At 32.4% G+C, this 20,433-nt stretch carries 15 protein-coding genes; 2 read left to right on the top strand and 13 right to left on the bottom strand.

Annotated elements, in window-relative coordinates:
- Positions 1-37: 37 nt before the first annotated feature.
- The 13 genes from IPK88_08595 to mutL form a co-directional block, all read right to left on the bottom strand.
- The gene (locus IPK88_08595) at positions 38-925 is read right to left on the bottom strand and encodes a peptidylprolyl isomerase (protein ID MBK8243471.1); all 888 of its coding nucleotides are present in this window, start codon (positions 923-925) and stop codon (positions 38-40) included.
- 15 nt (positions 926-940) lie between these two features.
- Entirely contained in the window at positions 941-1,594 is a 654-nt protein-coding gene (locus IPK88_08590; protein MBK8243470.1) for a peptidylprolyl isomerase, read from the bottom strand.
- Positions 1,595-1,597: 3 nt separating this feature from the next.
- Complete coding sequence (locus tag IPK88_08585; GenBank protein MBK8243469.1) at positions 1,598-1,963, bottom strand: hypothetical protein; 366 nt, start codon at positions 1,961-1,963, stop codon at positions 1,598-1,600.
- Positions 1,964-1,988: 25 nt separating this feature from the next.
- Positions 1,989-3,212 carry an FtsX-like permease family protein gene (locus IPK88_08580; GenBank protein ID MBK8243468.1) on the bottom strand — a complete coding sequence of 408 codons (1,224 nt, stop codon included), beginning with the start codon at positions 3,210-3,212 and terminating at the stop codon, positions 1,989-1,991.
- Complete coding sequence (locus IPK88_08575) at positions 3,209-6,109, bottom strand: serine hydrolase (protein ID MBK8243467.1); 2,901 nt, start codon at positions 6,107-6,109, stop codon at positions 3,209-3,211. Before IPK88_08575 ends, IPK88_08580 begins: the two co-directional genes overlap by 4 nt.
- 1 nt (position 6,110) lies before the next feature.
- Positions 6,111-8,042, bottom strand: coding sequence for a tetratricopeptide repeat protein (locus IPK88_08570; protein MBK8243466.1), 1,932 nt, complete (start codon positions 8,040-8,042; stop codon positions 6,111-6,113).
- Positions 8,043-8,051: 9 nt separating this feature from the next.
- Positions 8,052-8,762: a YebC/PmpR family DNA-binding transcriptional regulator gene (locus IPK88_08565; GenBank protein ID MBK8243465.1), complete on the bottom strand. Its 711-nt coding sequence runs from the start codon at positions 8,760-8,762 to the stop codon at positions 8,052-8,054.
- A gap of 74 nt (positions 8,763-8,836) precedes the next feature.
- Positions 8,837-10,774 carry a tetratricopeptide repeat protein gene (locus IPK88_08560; GenBank protein MBK8243464.1) on the bottom strand — a complete coding sequence of 646 codons (1,938 nt, stop codon included), beginning with the start codon at positions 10,772-10,774 and terminating at the stop codon, positions 8,837-8,839.
- Between the two features lie 129 nt (positions 10,775-10,903).
- Positions 10,904-12,640 (bottom strand): hypothetical protein, encoded by a 1,737-nt coding sequence (locus IPK88_08555; protein ID MBK8243463.1) that lies wholly within the window; start codon positions 12,638-12,640, stop codon positions 10,904-10,906.
- 463 nt (positions 12,641-13,103) lie between these two features.
- On the bottom strand, positions 13,104-14,150 hold the full coding sequence (locus IPK88_08550; GenBank protein ID MBK8243462.1) for an endonuclease/exonuclease/phosphatase family protein: 1,047 nt from the start codon (positions 14,148-14,150) through the stop codon (positions 13,104-13,106).
- 2 nt (positions 14,151-14,152) lie between these two features.
- Entirely contained in the window at positions 14,153-15,034 is an 882-nt protein-coding gene (locus IPK88_08545) for a rhomboid family intramembrane serine protease (protein MBK8243461.1), read from the bottom strand.
- Positions 15,035-15,040: 6 nt separating this feature from the next.
- On the bottom strand, positions 15,041-15,643 hold the full coding sequence (locus IPK88_08540; protein MBK8243460.1) for a rhomboid family intramembrane serine protease: 603 nt from the start codon (positions 15,641-15,643) through the stop codon (positions 15,041-15,043).
- 7 nt (positions 15,644-15,650) lie between these two features.
- The gene (gene mutL, locus IPK88_08535) at positions 15,651-17,450 is read right to left on the bottom strand and encodes a DNA mismatch repair endonuclease MutL (GenBank protein MBK8243459.1); all 1,800 of its coding nucleotides are present in this window, start codon (positions 17,448-17,450) and stop codon (positions 15,651-15,653) included.
- Positions 17,451-17,756: 306 nt separating this feature from the next.
- Between mutL and IPK88_08530 the strand changes: the two genes are divergently transcribed.
- Together IPK88_08530 and IPK88_08525 are read left to right on the top strand one after the other, a co-directional pair.
- Positions 17,757-19,649, top strand: a complete 1,893-nt coding sequence (locus IPK88_08530) for an amidophosphoribosyltransferase (protein MBK8243458.1) — start codon at positions 17,757-17,759, stop codon at positions 19,647-19,649.
- Positions 19,650-19,697: 48 nt separating this feature from the next.
- Positions 19,698-20,432, top strand: a complete 735-nt coding sequence (locus IPK88_08525) for a class I SAM-dependent methyltransferase (GenBank protein ID MBK8243457.1) — start codon at positions 19,698-19,700, stop codon at positions 20,430-20,432.
- Position 20,433 lies beyond the last annotated feature (1 nt).

The following is a 20,433-nucleotide window of genomic DNA, read 5'->3' as shown; positions in this document are numbered from 1 at the left end:
TCATTATTTGAACAATAATAAATATTGCTCAATCATCTTAATGCAAAGGAGTAACTTTCATTTTTACATCCTCCAAAGGTCTATCTCCTCTTGCCGTTTGTACTGCTGCAATTTTATCAATAACATCTAATCCTTCCACCACTTCTCCAAAAACAGTATATTCCTGATCCAAAAATGGTGTTCCACCAGATTCCAAATAAATTTTCTTCTGTTGGTCTGTATATTTCAATCCTTTTTGATCTTCAATGCGTGTTAATGCACCTTCGGATTGAGCACTACCCTGAACTATATAAAATTGCGAACCAGAAGATCTTTTTTGTGGATTACCGGCATCACCTGTTCTGGCAGCTGCTAGTGCGCCTTTCTTATGAATGAATGATTTTACAAACTCCGCAGGTACTGTATAACCTGGACCACCACTTCCCAATTGAGAATTTGAACTGGCATTCCTGGAGTCGGGATCACCTCCCTGAATCATAAATCCAGATATGACTCTGTGAAATATTAAATCATTATAATATCCTTGTTCGGCTAATTTAATAAAATTATCTCTGTGTTGAGGTGTTTCATCATAAAGATGAATCAACATGGTTCCATACTTTGTTTCAAGTTGGACCAAACAACGATCTGGAGGTGCAATATTTACATTCATTTTTGATTCTTTTATCTTATTTCCGTAATGCGTTTTTAAAACTACTGTATGCTCACCGGATTTTAAAAATCGATGACTCGGATTTTTATCCGTAGATTGACTTCCATCTCCAAAATCCCATTCATACTTATCTGCGTCAGAAGATCCGGATGTAAAATGTATTTTTTCTGGAATTTTTACACTTGATTTATCCAAAGTAAACATCGATACCTTGGGAGAACATGAAAAAAATACAAACATCAATAATGTACTCAAACGCAATATAATCTTCATCACTTTATTATAAAATTAATTAACAATCTTAATCGTCATCCTAATATTTTGATTGGGTCTATTGGCTTGATCACATGGTTGTGCTGTAATTTTATCAATTACATCTAATCCTTCTACGATCTCCCCAAAAACGGTATAATCACCATCCAGAAAAGGAGTTCCACCGAGAGTTTCATACTTTTTATAGTCTTCAGGTGAATATTTCATGCCTTTAGAAGTTCCCATCATATCTACTTGCCTCGAATCACATTTTTGACCATCTACTATAAAAAATTGGGATCCTGAAGATAATTTACCAGGATTAACTTGATCACCTAAACGAGCAGCTGATAAAGCACCTTTAAAGTGAAATTTTCCAATCTCAGGTTCTATGGTATAACCTGGACCACCTTGTCCCAATGGCAAACCCTCATGTGATGTTCTGGATTCTGGATCTCCTCCCTGAATCATAAATTGCTTAATCACTCTATGAAATAACAAATCATCATAATACCCTTCTTTAACAAGTTTTAGGAAATTCGCTTTATGTTTTGGAGTCGAATCATACAATTTAGCCTTCATATCACCAAAATCTGTATGGATGATTACAAAATCACCTTTTTGCTTTGATCCCTGACTACAATTCACTAAATAAAATCCAATAAACAGTAATAATAAATATGGTTTCATAAATTAATTTTCAAAAATAGCTGGGTAAGAACTCGTAAAATATTTGATAATCTGACTTTTTAAAAAATCTTCTTGCTCATCAACACCCTTTATTGGAAAAGGTTTAAGCTGCTCATAATGTGGCCATCCCTCATGATCTAAGCCCTTAAATTCATAATACCCTTCCTGACTCAACAACCGACATGAAGCTATATGCATGAGATCACGTTTCTCCTCTTTAGTAAATTTTCCGATAGAACCCTTACCCAATTCCTGTATTCCTATCAGAAACAATATAGCATTCATATCAGGCAATTCAGTTCGACCAATTTGGTCTTTAATAAAATGCTTAATACGCAACCATTCAAAATCGATTTGCCACTTTTCCATCAACTGCAAAATTATAACATTCCAATTATTCTTCCCTAAAAATTGACTTAACTTCCTTTATTTTTTGTGCAGGTAATAATGAAGCCAGAAAAACTATCGACAATACGGTTACAGAAACAATGATGAAATCCATGAATTTTAAAGATATTGGATAGGAATCAATAATAAATTCATCCGGAACACCTATCAATGCATATCTATCTTGTAAAAAATAAAACCCAATAGCCATTCCAAATCCTAAAATCAAGCCCAATATACCTATGCCTAAACCAACAAAAATAAATATTCTCCTAATATCCCTATTAAGCATTCCCAATGATTTCAATATTGAAATATCAATCCGTTTTTCTAATACTATCATCCACAAACTACCAACAACTGTAAATGACACTAAAATCAATGTCAAACTAAATAATAAAAAAAAGAGCCATTTCTCTAAATTCATGATTCTTAGAAAAGACTCATCTTGCATATATCTGTCCTTAATCAAAAAGTCTTTGCCACAAATCACTTCCAACTCTTTCTTTAATAACTTAATGTCGGCTTGCTCAATAAGCTTTAACTCAATAGAACTAATCCATTTCTGGTCTCCAATAAACGATTGTAAAACACTTAAGTCCGTATAAATATATTCACCATCAGACTCTTGATTAAGCGAAAAAATGGCTTCTGGGCGAATTTGATATTCTTTAAATTTACTTTTAGATAATTCATCAATAGCCTCACCCAATTTAGGAACATAAACACTAATATCCTCAAGTATATTTTCAAGACTAATACCTAACTTATTCTTAACCCCCACCCCTACAATAGCAAAATATGGATTCTCAATCAGTCGCGCTAAAGAACCATCAACCAATGCAGAATCTAATAATATCACTTGTCTAAAATTCGAATCAATACCTTTTATGGTTCCAAAATCCTGTGATTCATTGTATTGAAACATACAGATTTGATCTAAACTTTTTGATACCAGCTTAATATCTTTAAGTTGTTTAATACGTGACATCATTTGGTCATCATCCAAAAATAATTGACCCCCTTCTCGTACAATTTTTATATCAGGATTGTGTTTGCTAAATAAACTGGATAGTAAAAATTCAAATCCGTTGAATACTGATAAGACGATGATTAATGCTGCTGTACCAATAGAAATTCCTAAAATAGAAATCCCGGTTATCCAATGTATAGCCTGTGAAGAAGATTTACTAACTAAATATTTTTTGGCAAAATAAGCGCTTAAATTCATAATACCATTCGCGCTTTATAAATAATATCTTGAATTTGTGTTCTATATCTATACTTATGCAATAAATTTATTTTCCCATCAGGATATGTTCTATTCGATAGAAAGATAAAGAGTATATTATTAACAGGGTCAGCCCATAAACAGGTTCCAGTAAACCCCTGATGGCCATATGTAGCATCTGATGATAAAGAAGAAACGTAGGGTATATCTGTTGTGTTCAGCTCTTTCAAATCAAAACCCAAACCTCTTCTTGAAAATTCTGTATCTCTTCCTGTGAATTTTCGAACTTGATTGGAACTAAAATATTCACGTCCTCCATAATAACCCAAATTTAAATAACACTGCATGATGACCGCAAGACTTTGGCTATTACTGAACAATCCCGCATGACCACTAATCCCATTCATCATTGCTGCACCCATATCATGCACATAACCTTGAATTCGTTGATGCCGAAAGTAGGAATCCTCTTCAGTAGGAGCTATATCATTAAGTTGATATCCGTGTTGAAGTGGTTGATAGGTCAATCGTTCGATATGTAATGGATTGTAAATCGATGTATTTAAATAATCTACAAAAGAAATACCGGTTAAACTTTGTATTAATTCTGGAATAAAATAAAAACCCAAATCAGAATATAGATATTTCTTTTGATCATGTAACTTACTCATCAAAATTTTACTTTTAATCGTATCTATAATATCTGATCTCAAAAATAATTGATCAGCAACATGAATTCCGAAGGTATCCGATTTAGAAAATTTATAATATTCGTAATCAAGAATATTTAATGTGTCCGGAGCTACCAATGTCGATTTATAAAAAGGAATCCAACTAACCAATTGACCTTGATGCAATAAAAAATCCTTGATGGTTAATTTCTCCTTGTTGGTATTTTTAAAAGATGGTAGGTAATTTGCAAATGGTTTTTGGTAGTCTAATTTACCATCATCTTCTAATGTCATTAATGCAGGAACAGTTGCCATAATTTTAGTCAAACTGGCTATATCATATAAGGTATTTAAATGAACACTATCAAAAGCCTGGTAATCCAAAGTACCAAAAGCCTCATTAAACACTATTTTATTATCCTTTGCTACAAGAACCTGACATCCCGGAGCTGCCTTACTTAAAATAATTTGGTTGACAATATTTCGAATGCTTGCCAAAGTATCAGAATTCAATTGTGTAGATTCAGGTATAGCATAACCCAAACGCATCAATGAAGGTCTTTTGATGGATTTTCCTTGTTGTAATGTTTTAGAAATGGTGACCGGAAGATAACCACGAATTGGGTCTGTTCCAAACAATAATTGTGCAGCTATATCTTGAACCAATTCAGTATCTTCATAGGCCAACATGATAGCAGCCAATGATTCAAAATCAGAAACTACATAAGGACTTCCAAAGACCGTAATGATGACACGCTTATTTTGTCCAAATTCCTCAAATATTTGTTTCGAAATACTTGACAAACCATATCGGTCTGACTTTTTGTAATTTAATTTATGCAATGAAAAAATAACGAGATCCGCTTTTTCAATTTGCGTTCTCATTTCTTCACTTAATCCTTGCTCCTTATTCAAAACAAATTCCGTTGTCTTACAATAACTGGAAATTCGTTTTTGAAAATTGGTTCTACTCGTTACTCCTACTGAAATGGTTACTATTTTTTGTGGTATCTCTCGGATCGGTACTGCATTAAAATCATCTTTAATTAAAGTAATGGCATTACGATATAATTTATCTTTTAAAGCATATGATTTGGGCTTGTTTATATCTTTAACGATTTCTTCCAGCTTTATTGGAATAAAATTCATCAATCCACAATTGGCCTTTGCTGTCAGAATTCGCTTCACTTTTTCATCCAATTCCAACTCACTAATTTCTCCTGATAAAATCGCTGTTTTGATTCTATTAATGGCTTCAGGTAGTTTTTCACTCAATAACAAAACATCATTTCCTGCTTTAAATGCATTTAACTCCAATTCACCGGCTGTAAAATTTTTAGTTACACCTTTCATTTCTAAAGCATCTGTAATGACAAGACCATCGTAATGATATTCTTTTCTCAAAATGGAGTTGATGATGTAAGGTGATAATGAGCAAGGCATATTTACACAGCTATCGAGTGAAGGTATACTCAGGTGAGCTACCATTACAGAAGCAATATTTAATTTAGTGATCACTTGAAATGGATATAACTCTATAGAGTCCAATTCCTTTCGTGAACTATTGATAATAGGCAAATCAAGATGTGAATCCACATCCGTATTTCCATGCCCGGGAAAATGTTTTGCGCAAGCCATTACACCTCCATCTTGAAGTCCTTGCATAAATAAGTAGGACTTTGATGTTACATTAAGTTTATTTTCACCAAATGATCTTTCATTAATTACCGGATTGGATGGATTATTATTGATATCTAAAACAGGAGCAAAATTGAGATGAACACCCATCCGTTTTAAATGAGATGCCATATTAAGTCCGGTGTCATAGATTAAATGATTATTCTGTATAGCACCAAGCGTCAATTGTTTTGGAAAACTAAACCCATCGGATTTCAATCGCATACCTAAACCAAACTCAGCATCCATACTTATTAGCAAAGGATATTTTGATAACTGTTGATATTCATTGGTTAATTTAGCCTGAATATCCGCCGAACCTTGAAAAAAACAAAGGCCGCCTACATTGTATTTTGAAATGGTTTCACGTAATGCTGCTATAGCATTGGTATCATTATTTCCATATGCCCTAACGATGAATAATTGTCCAATTTTTTCATCAAGGGTCATACTATCCAAAGTGTTCTTTATCCATAACGATTCTGGCGTTTGACTAAAACCACTAATCTGGTGCAGTATTAAAAAAAATAATAATCGAACTGATTTCATATTATTTGACACCTTGATATTTAGATAAAATATTAGGATCCAAATTTTGGGCCTTCATCAAAAATTCAGCAGCCTTTTGTTTATCTCCCGAATTGGAATAAGTCAAATAGAGATTAAAGTACGAATCAGCAGAGTTTGGAGCCAATTGCAACACACGATTAAAATACTCGAGCGCCTTTGGATAATTGCTCAATGTCCCATATGCAACTCCTAATAAATTCAAGGTCAATTGATCATTAGGTTCCAAAACCAATGCTTTATTTAAATATTCAATAGCTAGTGTAGGATTGTTTTGTTCCATACCCAATTGCCTAGCATATTCTCTATAGGTAATGTTCAAATTCGTTAAACTCTCCTCATCTCCGGGCAGATACTTTAAGACTTCACTATAATAGGCTATAGCCTGACTGTATTCCTTTTTAAAGAAATAAGCATTTCCTAATAATCTATTGGCATCAAAGTATTTTGGATGAATTTCTAATGCTTTCTTCAAATACTTGATGGCTCTCTCTAAGGATACTTGTGAAGCTTTTGATTCTCGATCCTTCATGACATCTTCCAATAAAACCGCTCCAGCCGCATTGTTTATTTTTGCACTATTTGAAGACGTTTTAACATCGGTAAATATAATGGTGCGGTCATCTTTCCAATCCATATTTCGTGCAATGGTCTTAACGGAATACAAAAATAAAATGATCGAACTAAACCATAATACCTGAGTTTTATTTAAATATTTTAATAAAACATATGCTAATAAGATACAAAATCCAAGTGATGACATAAATAAAAATCGCTCACCCATTAATGTACCAACAGAGAATACTAAATTGGAAACAATGAACAACGGAATCAAATACAAAAAGATCGAAAAACTTATAATTTGATTTCTCTTCAATTGAATCATTCCCATTATAATAAATGAAATATATCCCAAAAATCCCAAAATAGATATCGGCGAACTCATGGTATGCATGACGATATGCTTCGGATAATAATCTGAAGTAAGAGGGTGAGGAATGAATAACAAACCTATATATCGAACTAAGGTATAAGAAATGGTTCCTATTCTTTCACCTAAATTCATGGATACATATTTTCCATTCGTAAATTTAAGAAATGGATTATTCATCAATTCACCTGAAATTCCTTCCACTGGATTCCAACCTAAAATAGAGCCCCTGATCAATAAAAATATTAAAACAGGCAAAAGCAAAGCTGAGAATATTTTAAATGTTTTACCCATAGAAGTCTTATAAAATAAAATCGTTGCAAAGGGTATTAATACTAAAAACGAAATGGTATTTTCTTTAGACATGAGTCCTAAAAATAAAAATACCATACTTAACATAAGGTGAAATGGTCTATTGTTTTCACACCAATTTAAAATAAAATGAAATGATAAAATAGAAAATAACAATGCTGCTACCTCGTCCAATCCTTTAATATTAGCGACACATTCTGTATGTATAGGATGACCTACAAAAAAAAGTGTCGATAAAAATGCCAGTGCGATAGGAGAAACTAGCTTTTGATTCCGAAATAATTGAAGTAATACTAAATATATAAAATTACATAATAAGATAAAACAAATTATACAAAGCAAATGAAACATAAAAGGATTGGCTCCTACACATTGATAAAGTATAGCAAAAGCTACCAAAGTCAAAGGTCTATATCTGCCACCGGAAACCAATTTGTCCTTGCCTTCTTTTTTAAAAAAGCCTCTAAATGTATCTTTATTTAATATGTTTGGTATGCCTGAAAAACCCTTAGTAACATACTCATTTTTGGTGATGACTATACTATCATCCACACAAAATTGATTGAGCGTGGTATTAGCATAAATAAAAAATGCAAAAAAACTAATGATCAGTTTATGATACTTTCCATTATTAAAAACTTGTTGAAAATAATGCTCCCACTTATTTACCATAATGTTTAATTATTCCATGGTGCTGTATACATCTTGTACATCATCATCATCTTCCATTTTATCTAAAAGTTTTTTGACATCGATTTCTTGTTCAGGTGTCAACTTCTTTGTCATGGTAGGAATTCTATCAAATCCCGACTCAACAATTTCATATTGGTTTTCTTCAAAATAATGATGCAATTTACCAAAAGCATCAAATGCACCATATATGATTAATTCATCATTCTCAACTGAAAGCTCTTCACATCCTACATCAATGAGTTCAAGTTCCAACATATCCACATCTACATCCATTTTACGTTTGACCCGAAAATTACATTTGTGGTCGAACATAAAGGATACTGATCCCGATGTTCCCAAACTTCCACCATATTTATTAAAATAAGACCTAACATTCGCCACTGTTCTGGTTGGGTTATCTGTAACCGTTTCAACCAATACTGCTATACCATGAGCTGCATAACCTTCATAAGTTATGATTTCTAAATCTTTCTCATCCTTTGAACTCGCTTTTTTTATAGCAGCCTCCAATCGTTCTTTAGGCATATTTATAGCCTTTGCGTTTTGCATGGCAGCTCTTAACCGCGGATTATTATCAGGATTAGGACCAGCTGCTTTAACAGCCATAAAAACGTTTTTACTTATCCTTGCAAATTGTTTGCTCATCTTTGCAAAACGAGCAAACATAGTATGCTTTCTAACTTCAAAAATCCGACCCATAATTTAATTTATTTACAATTTGGCAAAAATAATAAAATATACAGATAAACTAACTGTTTTCACAGAGCAATTACTTAGAAGAAATCCTTGGAGACTTTTGCAAGTGTTTCTGCTAAATTAGGATTGATACTGTAGGCTCTTTTCATACATTCCGTTGCAGTTATCCGATCACCTTTCTTATAATAAGTATTTCCTAAATTGACTACAATATTTGCATTTGTTGGATCCAAAGCAATCGCTTGATTAAAATAATCAATGGATTCCTCAAACTGTTCATTAGAACCATAAACTATTCCAATAGCCTCTAACACTCTTGGATCATTGGGTTTAATTTTCAAAGACTTGAATAAATAATCTGCCGCTTTTGGCAATTCAATTTGTTTAATGGCCATCTGACGTCCCAATTCCCTGTATGCAACTTGAATATTTTTTATGACATCACTGTTGTTAGGAACCAATTTTAAATAAGCTTCATAATTCTCCACAGATTTTTTGTAATCCTTATTCATATAACTAACATTACCTAAAAGATAAAGTCCATTTAAATTTCGGGGATATATTTCTATAGTTCGCTCAAGATCAGCCATGGCATCTGCCATGGCTTGCTTACTAACTTCCGGATTATAAGACTGCTTAAAAAATTCAATTCGATTGTTCGCCATCGAATTAAATATTTTTGCACTGTTCGTTGATACTTTGATATCAGTAGAAAGTAATTGATAATCGTTTGCCCAATCTAGGTTTCGACTCACAGTTTTAATGCTGTAAGCAAATAATAATGCGGCTACAAAAATTGAAGCAATAGGAATATATTTTGGAATATACTTAAACAAAATAAAAGGAATGACCATACAAAGTGCTAATGAAGAAGTAAACATAAATCGTTCTCCCATGGGTGTACCAATATTAAATAAATAATTAGAAATAATAAACCATGGCACCACAAATAATAATATCAAAAATGAAATAAATGAATTCTGATTTCGAAATTTAAAATATAAAAACACAAGTAACCCTAATGTGATAAATCCAATCATGGGAATTAAGGTAAATAAAGAATCTAGTGGTATTTGCTTTGGATAATAATCATGGGTTAATGGATGTGGAAAAATCAACAACTGTAGGTATTTAAAAAAACTATAAAAAATCATCCCTGATTTTTCCAAAAATGATGCTTCTATGATTGAATTTCCCTGAATCTTTAGAAAAGGATTAGTAAATAAATCTTTGGACATTGAGCCCAGGATCAGGGATCCTAAAATAGAAACTCTGGTAGCTAAATAGATACCAGCACCAATGAATATTGGTATCGTTCTCTTAAAAGATACTGCCCAAGAAGTATTCCATAACAATAAAAAACTTGCCGGAATAAGGACAACAAAATGAATGGCGCTTTCTTTAGAAAAAACAGCCATTATAAATGATATCAATGCTAACCATGCCCATTTGTTCTTTTTACTTTCATCCCATAGTAATAATAAATTTAATGCTAACATCGAAAACAATAATGAAAAAATTTCATCAAGTCCCTTGATGTTAGCCACAACTTCTGTGTGTATTGGATGAAATGCGAACAATATTGTTCCAACAAAAGAAACAGGAACTGCAACACTTTGCCAATTTCGTTGTATCAATTTTTTCATTGTGGTATAAATAATCAAACACAATAATGCAAAACTTAATATATTGAAAACATGAAATGGCATTGGATTGGCTCCGAAAATTTGATAAATAAAGGCAAATAGAACTAATGTAAATGGTCTATATCTTCCTCCGGTAGGAATAATCTGACTATTATCATTGTTTACAAAACCTTTATAAGTATCGTTCTTTAGTATCTTCGGAATTCCTGAAATTCCACTATTGACAAATTGATTTTTTACTATGACCATTTGGTCATTCAAAACAAAATCATTCTTTATAGTATTCAAAAACAATAAACATGGCAATATAAACAAGATAATATGGTGCCATTTTGAATTATTGTACAATTGATTCAATATATTATTCATTAATCTAGTATTAAATACAGTGACAAGTTGATTTCACCCGCAAAGATAATGCATTCTAATAAATGCTTTCTTAAATTAATACTTAATATAAGCCCAATTCTTAACTATTATATTAATTCATTAAAAGCTTTAGTATTCAATCCTACCTACAGGATATATATTAAAATAGGGTTCACAATAAACAGAATGATTATATATAAATTCTAATCGGTCTGAAAGATTTTTGGTACTCAAACTATCTGAATTAATATACTGATTAAATAAGATTCGAAGTTCAGCATTTTCTTCCAATAATTGATATGCCTTATCTTCAAAAAGGTAGTCAGAAAAATATTCTTTACGCATTAATATACCATCAAAATAATTCCAGGCAAAATAAGAATCTGGTGCTTGGGGCTCCAAAGTTTCTATGATAAAACGAATATTATTTTGATCCGTATGGATTAAATAATCACCTTTGAAATAGGGATACTTCATGTTTATTTTCTCTACTTCGATCTTCGTATGCAAATAATGATTTTCGTATGGTAAATCAGTTGTTTTATAATGAAGTATCTTATAAAATGACCCAAAAATCATTGTATCAACATTCAATTTTGTCATTTTGACACCATTTATTTTCAATAGTTCAATCACCCGATCATAAGATTGCGGTATAATATAAAATTTTGGTTTTTCAACTTTAATCTGGGGAACATATTTATTGTAAAAAGGAATTTTCTTGACAAAAGGTCTTGAACGATTATATATCAATCTATTCGAAGAATGAATTTGACTCGGCTTATACTCTGCCTCATATCCATTAAACCATATTGAATCATGTTGTGTCTCATCAAATTTCCATGAAATTGGAAAGACCTTTAAATGTTTATCATATTTAAATGCATCAGCTCTGGCATCTATGATTTCCTGAGCATGCGTTGATGCATAATACATAAATTGTCGCATCAGGGTTATTGTTGCTTTGACCCTTAAATGATAGGACTTAAGCATATGCGTTTCGATCATAAATGCGAAACTATTGTGTATTGCAGCATATCCAGAAGAAAATCTTGGACTATCCATAAAATCATAAATCCCATGATCCGGAATATCTTCAACATTTACATAGGGAACTAAAGGTTCATTCAATAAATTCATTGAAGCATAAATGGATGGAATAAATTTATTATACATATAATCTCCCAAAATTACATTCAGCTTATTTTTTTGACTAGCGAGCAAAGTAATATTATAGGTATAATCAGCTCCATCAGAAGTATGATTATCGATCAATATATCAGGATTCCATTGGTTGAATATATTAGAAAAGGTCTTTGCATTTTTACTGTCGCATTTTATAAAATCTCTATTTAAGTCCAGATTTTGTCTATTACCTCTGAATCCATATGCCATAGGTCCATTTTGATTAACCCGGCTGGTGCTATTTCTTAATAAACTTCCCCCGATATTATAAATCGGAATGATAATTAAAGAAACCTTATTCATGTATGCTAGATTAGCTTTGTCCAAAACCATTTTACGGGCAAAAATCATGCTTGCGTCTATTCCTTCTGGCTCACCAGGATGGATCCCATTATTGATTAAAATTATAGATCGTTTTTTCTTTCTAATGTCTTTTGGATCTGTTAAGCCATCTTTATCTATCACTACAATATGAATGGGAAAACTTACATCTGAAGGTCCTCCGGAAAGAACATGGATCATACTTGATTTTCTGGCCAATGTCTTATAAAAATCGATACATTCCTGATAAGTTGCGGTCTTATTGGAATCTAATTCAAACGGGGTTAACAAGGATTGACATCTTCCAATGTTAAAGTTGAATAATATCAAAATATAAGAAACCACAATAATTCTAATCATAACGCATAAGTATGGACAAATCTATAAAAACTAAATCATTGCCAATTCTATTAAGCTTGTCCAAATGATTAAAAAACGGTTTAACGCTAAATTCTCCCTTATTTATGCTTTCCTACGTTCCTGAGTTAGACTTTCAGGCTTACCCGTACATCAGATTTAACGTTTTCATCATGTATCACTCCAAGAACTTATAACATTTAGGTCTTTTTATAAGGTCTAAAATGCTTGATTTTGACCCAAAATCATACGCTCGTTTAAAAGTTCCCTGCGTTAGTACGAAAGTATTAGCACTTTTGCAGGCACCCACTTACCTTTGAACATGTTAAATAATGAATGAAATATCCTACACTGGCTCCAGACCAGCTTAATAACACTATAAGTTTTCCCTGAATAACGAATTTCAATATTTAAAGCATTCAATTACCATATTGGATGCTTTAAATGTTTTTAATCCTTATAATTTTCAATATTTTAAATACAAACTTGTAAATACAGGATTATGATCTGAAAAGGTGGTTTGCATAACGCGATGAAAACAAAATTCAATCTTCTTCTCGTCCGCCAAAACAAAATCTATCCTTAATCCAGGCAAAGCGCCAACAAAAGTACTGCCAATGCCCTTTCCACATTCTAAAAAACTATCCTTCCTCTTTTCAGTCAATTGTTCATATGCATATGAATAGGGCGTGTCGTTGAAATCACCTGCTATAATCACAGGAAAAGGTGAATTCGCTGCATGATTTTTAACCTGGATGGCTTGCTCCGCTCTACGAATGGACATTCTACGGTATTTAACCATCATCCGTCGGATCACATTTAAATTTTGTTCATTTATTTCTACATCGTTATCTGCAAGTCTTTCAATTTCTGATGAAATTCGATTCGACTGCAAATGCACACTATATATTCTAAGTTTTTTTCCATCTATTAATAAATCCGCCCATAAACAACTATTGGTTTTTGTGCCAAAATCAACCTGGCCGTTATCTAATATCGGGTGTTTAGAATAAATGGCAGCACCATGATTAATTAAATAATGAAAATAGGGAAATAGTCCTGTTTTATTAATCACACCATCAGCAAACAAATTATCCTCTTGTACACACAATACATCAGGATTTGTTTTTCTTAAAAATGAAGTAAACTGTTGCTTATTGGTGAGTTGACTTTGATCTATGGTATCCTTTAAGTTTTTCAAACCATAAACATTATAACTCATTACAGTAATGGCACTGCTTTTACATTTACCTTGATTGTTTGAATCATTAAACGCAATAAATTTATTCAAATAATTAAAGGAAAATAATAACAAAATAAAGGAAATCCATGCATTTCGCCACTTAAAAAAAATCCAAAATATGACAAACATTAAATTAATAAAAAAACTGGCAGGAACCAATAAACTGGATATTGAAAAAATCCAAAATGACCTGGGATCAACTCCAACAACTAAATATAAAACCACACAACATATGGCCCACACAATATTAATCGCTAAAAAAAATACCATAATTAGTGCTTACTCATTTCTTCTAAAAAATATTTCTCCTCTGCTGTAAGTACTTCAATACCTTCTCTTTTTATTTTTTCTAATATTTGATTCAACCTTTCTTCTTTATTGTCATTGGCAACTATTGGCACTTTCTTAGAATGTTGTTTTTTTTGTTGATATGTCGACGTCTTAGGTGAATTTAACTTAGGAACAATTAATTTTCCAGGATCTAATGAAATACCTTTTCTTAATAAAAAAATATACAGATATCCAAATAATGCTCCTCCAATATGAGCAATATGCCCCCCTGTATTCTCTTGACTCATAAACAAAAGATCTAAAACCAATAATACTAGGGCAAGATATTTAATAGGAACATTTCCAATAAGTAATAAACGAATATTATAATTTGGTGAAATTTTGGCAGCTGCAAATAGTAAGGCCATAATACCTGCAGATGCTCCATATGCAGTAATATGGGAACCCTGATTTTGGTACCAGGGAATCACTTGACAAGACAACAAAAAAAAGATTCCACCAACAATTCCTCCTTCGAAAAAAATAATTAATGCAGCCCTCCTTCCAATAAAATCTTCAACTATTAGCCCAAACCAATACAACGCTACCATATTCCAAATAAAATGAAATAATCCTTCGTGTACAAATAAATGAGTAATCCATACCCATGGAAAAATAAAATTATGCCAAATCGAAGAGGATAATACGATGTACTTTAAAATGGTTTGATATTCATTCGTATTTAATCCTTGTTGACTAAAAATAAAATAGGATTTGATGATATTAACTATAAAAAAAACGGCAGCGCATAATAAAATAATCCTGACCCATGGCCCTCCTATTCGTATCTGATATTTTACATCTTTTATAATTTCAGAAAACATTTAAATTCAATTTCTTTTCCACGATTTTAAAAATAAAAATCCAAATAACGCACCACCTAAATGGGCAAAATGTGCAATACCTGATTGATATCCACTAAGCCCTCCAATTAAATCTATTGCTATTGCAAAAAAGGCTATGTATTTGGCTTTAATTGGAATCGGTATAAACATTAAATACATTTCTAAATTTGGAAATAAATAGGCCAGTCCTATAAACAACCCATTGATAGCTCCTGAAGCCCCTAAAGCAGGAACATTCACCATACTGTCATCTCCAGTAATATGAATAACATACCATTTGATCGCCAGGTGCAGAAAAGCTCCGCCAAGTCCACATATAAAAAAGTAACTTAAAAAACGTTTGGTTCCCAGATAGTTTTCCATCATTGGTCCAATAAAAAACAAGGCTAACATATTAAACATTAGGTGCTCAAAGTTTCCATGCATAAACATATGTGTTACAATTTGCCAAGGCCTAAAAAAAACACTTTCAGGAGAAAACAATGCTAAAATTAATCTTTGTTCATCCCCCATAAATGTATTTGTTCCGAGAAACATAAGTATGTTGATGATCAATAAGTGTTTTACAGCTTCAGTAATTGGTATCATTCATTTTTTAATTTAATTTTTTAGCTAATTCGTCCATCGTTAATATATAAAAACATGTCTTTCCGTTGGCACTTTTGTATGGATTTTCACATTCAAAAAGTTGCTCAATCAGGGTCTTCATTTCTAATTCAGTTAAAGTTTTACCAACCTTTATGCAACTGCTTTTGGCTAATGATCTCGAAATATTTTCATTCACACCCAATTGAAATTCTAAATTCAATTTGTACTGATCTAAAACTTGATGTATAAATTCAGTTTCGTTAAATTTTCCATCCAATAACATAGGCATACCATGTATGATAAATGAATCTGATCCAAATTCTTCTATTTCAAAACCCAATTGATGAAAAGATGATAAAAGTGGTTTGAGCAACATAGCATCTTGTGTGTTCAGGTGTAGTGTTTGAGGAAATAACAACCTTTGAGTTATTTGAGGAAGATCTCCTATGGCTTTTTTATAATATTCATATAAAACTCGTTCATGCGCTGATTGCTGGTCAATAAACATGATCCCTTTACGAGTTTGAATGAGTATGTATTTTTGATGGATCTGGATTGGATGATGATCTTCGGTTTCAACAGCATCATTCAAAAATTCCTGGTTTTCTACTTCCCTATTGCTTGGGTTAAATAATGTTGACTCCCTTTGTTCAATTATATTTCTTGACACCTCAGGCATTGTTAGTTGTTTCCAATGTGCCATATTCATTGGCTTTTCATAAATTGAACCCTGTATTTGCTTGGAATGGGTAGGATTAGATTGAAACATATTATCTATGCCTGGATTGGCATTTTCAAAATCAAGTTGTGGTGAAATGGTGTGGGAACCTAAGGCATATTTAACAGATATTCTTAAAAAATTATAAACAACTCGTTCATCATCAAATTTTATTTCGTGTTTTGTGGGATGAACATTAATATCAATTTTTGTGGGATCTAAATTTAAAAAAAGTATAAAAAAAGGGAAATAATGTGGGTCAATGATTTCTTGGTAAGATGATATCACCGCGTGATTTAAATAGGGACTTTTAATAAATCGTCTATTTACAAATAATAGTTGTTCACCTCTGACTTTCTTAGCGATACCAGGCTTACCTATAAACCCAGATATTCGCACAACATCAGTGTCTTGTTCTAATGGTATTAATTCTTCCTGATATTTTTTCCCAAATATGGAAACAATTCTATTTTTTAAACTACCCGGTGTTAGATGATAAATTTCATTCTCCTGTTGAATAAAAATAAACTTTATTTCAGGATGGGCAATGGCCTGATTTATAAATTCATCATGAATATGTCTTAACTCTACCGTATCCGATTTAAGAAATTTCCTCCGAGCCGGTACATTATAAAATAGATGTTGAACTTGAATTTGAGTTCCGGATGGACAAGCACAAGGTTCTTGGGACTTTACCTTTGAATCTGCGACTACTATTTTGGTTCCTATAGTATCACTATGTCGCTTGGAACGCATGTCCACTTGAGCCACAGAAGCAATCGATGCCAGAGCTTCACCCCTGAAACCCATAGTTTGTATATCAAATAGATCTGATGCTTGTCTAATCTTTGAAGTGGCGTGTCGTTCGAATGACATTCTTACATCAGTAACAGACATTCCACAACCATTGTCAGAAATTTGAATCATTGATTTACCAGCATCCTTAACCACTAATTTAATTTCAGATGCACCGGAGTCAATGGCATTATCCATTAACTCTTTGACTACAGAAGCTGGTCTTTGAATAACTTCACCCGCAGCAATCTGGTTCACAACTCCATCTGGCAAAAGTTTGATTAAATCAGCCATTTTGTACTAAATCAATATTTTTAAAGAAAATAAATTTGGGTTATTCAAAGCATTAAATCTATGCTCAAATTTCAATTTTAGTTCATTTAATAACACTATAGCGCTATATAACTTCCCCGAACAAAGGTAATTTCAATTGACATGTTCAGATTCATTAGATACGCTTATTTTTAAAAATTGTTCAAGTATGCCTATTAAATACGTTTTAACCTGATAATTATTAAACAATTCCACGTTAAAAAGTCTTCTCTATATGATTTTGTTGGATGAAATGATTCATTTATCTTTGTAACTAGCTTTTAAACCATGAGCGACCAGATACAGCACGAGTGCGGTTTAGCATTTATTAGATTATTAAAACCACTTGATTATTACCATGAAAAGTACGGTAGTGCTTTCTATGGCTTACAAAAACTCCAGCTCCTGATGCAAAAACAACGCAATAGGGGTCAGGATGGTGCTGGTATGGCTACCATAAAATTAAATATAACACCAGGCGAAAAATATATATCCAGACGAAGAAGTAATGCTCCTAATTATCTACAAGCGCTCTTTGATGGCGTTTACTCTCATTTTAAAGATCTGGATTCAGACCAACTCAATGATCCAACCTGGCTTAAAAATAATAAACCATTCACAGGAGAGGTATTATTAGGTCACTTGCGCTATGGGACTCATGGGGACAACAGCATTGAAACCGTCCACCCTTTCATCCGCGAAAACAATTGGATAAGCCGTAATTTAGTTTTAGCAGGGAATTTCAATTTAACCAATATCGAAGAGCTTTTCGATAAACTGGTAAGTCTGGGTCAATATCCTAAACTTAAATCTGATACCATAACCGTTCTTGAAAAAATAGGGCACTTTCTGGATGAAGAGGTCCAGCATCTTTTTAATTGGTACAAACCCGAAGGTTTTAATCAGCTTGAAATCAATCCCTTGATTTTTGATCATTTAGATATCAGTCGGGTGCTTAAAAAAGCGGCTAAGAAATTTGATGGTGGATATGTAATGGCAGGAATGATAGGTCATGGTGATGCCTTCATTTTAAGAGATCCCAATGGCATTAGACCAGCTTTCTATTATTATGATGATGAGATCGTAGCCATGGCTTCTGAAAGACCTGCGCTTCAAACCGCTTTTAATTTAGATCTTGAAGATATCAGAGAAATTAAGCCGGGCAATGCCTTAATTATTAAACATCATGGCAAAGTCTCTGAAGAACTATGCCTCGAACCAAAAGAAAAATTGTCCTGCTCTTTTGAACGTATTTATTTTTCTCGTGGTAATGATTTTGATATTTATCAGGAAAGAAAAAACCTGGGAAGACAATTGGTTCCAAGCGTTATTAAAGCCATCCAGGGTGATTTTGAAAACACCGTATTCTCTTTTATTCCAAATACATCAGAAACTGCTTTTTATGGCTTGACTGAAAGATTGCATGAATACCTTAACGAACAAAAGGCCAACAAAATTAAAAATCTCAATCCCAATGCTTCATTTGAAGAAATTACAAGGATATTATCTGTAAAACCACGAATTGAAAAACTCGTGGTAAAAGATGATAAAATGAGAACTTTTATTGCCAATGATCAAATTAGAGGCAGTTTGGTTTCACATGTTTATGATGTTACTTACGGCATCGTCAATGATCATATCGATACGCTTGTTGTTCTGGATGATTCGGTCGTTCGGGGTACAACACTAAGAGATAGTATTGTTAGAATTCTTTCTACTCTGAATCCTAAAAAAATTATCATCTTATCTTCAGCCCCTCAAATCAGGTATCCTGATTGTTATGGTATTGATATGTCACAACTGGGTAAATTCATTGCCTTTAAAGCAATGGTTGAATTACTTCATGATACCAATAACGATCATTTACTTGAAGAAACTTATGAAAAGTGTTTGGCACAAGTAGATGCACCCATAGAATTAATGAAAAATGAATTAATAGCATTATATGATCTATTTACTTATGATGAAATTAATTTAAAAATTGGTCAAATGCTAAAACCAAAAGATCTGAATATAGATGTTGAAATTATTTTTCAAACTTTGGAAGGATTACATAAAGCATGTCCAAATCACAAAGGTGACTGGTATTTTTCTGGACATTATCCTACACAAGGGGGAAATAAAATAGTAAATACAGCATTTATCAATTATATGGAAAAAAATGATGTTCGCGCTTATTAGTGACTCCCTTTCATAAACCAGTCCAAAACCACATTATACCGATTCAACATGAAATTTTTTATTATCAAATTAAATGCGATACTCAAAGGATTCACCATTCTTTTTCGACCACATGTTTTGTTTGGATTTTTACAAAAACCACTATTGTTTTTATCAAATACCTTAGCTCTTTCTAAATGGGCGGCTACTCAACATTCAAAAATTCCTTTTAATGACTTTTTTACTTTAACAAGAAATTACAACAAACGCCTTCAATTATTTGAATACATTGCTAGCTCAAAATCCTTAACAGATGTTAATCTGTGTTATATTGAATTGGGCGTGTTTGAAGGTCATTCATTTAAATGGTGGGCCAGTCATTTAAAAAACGCAGATACCCGTCTATTTGGATTTGATACTTTTGAAGGCTTACCGGAACAATGGGGAATGTATTATGATAAAGGAGAAATGCATGCTGTTATCCCTGAATTAAATGATTCCAGAGTTGCTTTTTATAAAGGTCTATTTCAGGATACCTTACCTGTATTTATAGAACAACATAAGTCGGAATTAAGCAAACAAAAAATCATTCATTTTGATGCCGATTTATTTAGCTCAACACTGTATTCCATGGCTATGTTATATCCCTATTTAAAAAAAGGGGATATACTTCTATTTGATGAATTTAATGTTCCGAATCATGAATTTTTTGCTTTTAAAATGATTCAGGATAGTTTTTATTTGAAGACCCAATTAATTGGAGCTGTAAATAATTATTATCAAGTTGCATTTGAAATTATATAAA

Origin of the sequence: Candidatus Defluviibacterium haderslevense, from assembly GCA_016712225.1 — a bacterium.
GTDB lineage: Bacteria > Bacteroidota > Bacteroidia > Chitinophagales > Saprospiraceae > Vicinibacter > Vicinibacter haderslevensis.
The sequence above is the reverse complement of the archived record's forward strand: the minus strand, read 5'-3'. Positions and strand labels throughout refer to the sequence as shown.